We start from the raw sequence: 1,276 nt of genomic DNA, 5'->3' as shown, positions 1-1,276 counted from the left end.
TGCTGATGCTGATGGTTTGGCTGCCGGCATCAATATAAGCATCATCGGTTGGCGCAGGGAAGGTGACGCTGCCGCTTGTTTGTCCAGCGAGGATGGTAATGACTTCTCCATTGGACAGCGTTAAGGTTAAATCGGTTTGCGGTGCATTATTGACGTTGGCGGTCAAGGTGATGGTGCCGCCTTCATTGACGGTGACATCGCCCAGGGTGACGGTGGTGGTATCAATGGTATCCTGCACCGTAATGGTTGCGGTGTCGCTGGTATCTAATTGTTCGTAATTGCCACCGGCTGCGTTGCTGATGCTGATGGTTTGGCTGCCGGCATCAATATAAGCATCATCGGTTGGCGCTGGGAAGGTGACGCTGCCGCTTGTTTGTCCAGCGAGGATGGTAATGACTTCTCCATTGGACAGCGTTAAGGTTAAATCGGTTTGCGGTGCATTATTGACGTTGGCGGTCAAGGTGATGGTGCCGCCTTCATTGACGGTGACATCGCCCAGGGTGACGGTGGTGGTATCAATGGTATCCTGCACCGTAATGGTTGCGGTGTCGCTGGTATCTAATTGTTCGTAATTGCCACCAGATGCACTGCTGATGCTGATGGTTTGGCTGCCGGCATCAATATAAGCATCATCGGTTGGCGCTGGGAAGGTGACGCTGCCGCTCGTTTGCCCGGCGAGAATCATAATGACTTCTCCATTGGACAGCGTTAAGGTTAAGTCTGTTTGCGGTGCATTCTCGACATTGGCGGTTAAGGTCACCATACCGCCTTCATTGACGGTGACATCGCCCAGGGTGACGGTGGTGGTATCAATGGTATCTTGAACGGTAATCGTTGCCGTATCACTGGTATCCAATTGTTCGTAATTGCCACCGGTTGCATTGCTGATGCTGATGGTTTGGCTGCCGGCATCGATGTAGGCATCATCCGTTGAGGCAGGGAAGGTAACGCTGCCGCTCGTTTGCCCCACCGCGATGGTGATGACTTCGCCATTGGACAGGGTAATGGTGAGTGGCGTATCTTTCGGTGCATTCTCGACATTGGCGGTTAAGGTGATGTTACCCCCTTCATCGACGGTGACATCGCCCAGGGTAACGGTGGTGGTGTCAATGGTGTCTTGAACCGTGATGGTCGCGGTGTCGCTGGTGTTCAAGCTTTCGTAATTGCCACCGGCTGCATTGCTGATGCTGATGGTTTGTGTACCGGCATCGACGTAGGCATCGTCGGCTGGGGCTGGGAAGGTGACGCTGCCGCTCGTTTGTCCAGCAAGAATGGT

Annotated in this window: 1 protein-coding gene; it reads right to left on the bottom strand. The window is 53.6% G+C overall.

The window, feature by feature from the left end; genetic code table 11:
• On the bottom strand, nucleotides 1-1,276 hold a 1,276-nt coding region (locus tag ELY11_RS12445), incomplete at both ends, for an immunoglobulin-like domain-containing protein (protein WP_325049679.1).

Source organism: Legionella septentrionalis (assembly GCF_003989745.1).
Taxonomy (GTDB): domain Bacteria; phylum Pseudomonadota; class Gammaproteobacteria; order Legionellales; family Legionellaceae; genus Legionella_A; species Legionella_A septentrionalis.
The sequence above is the reverse complement of the archived record's forward strand: the minus strand, read 5'-3'. Positions and strand labels throughout refer to the sequence as shown.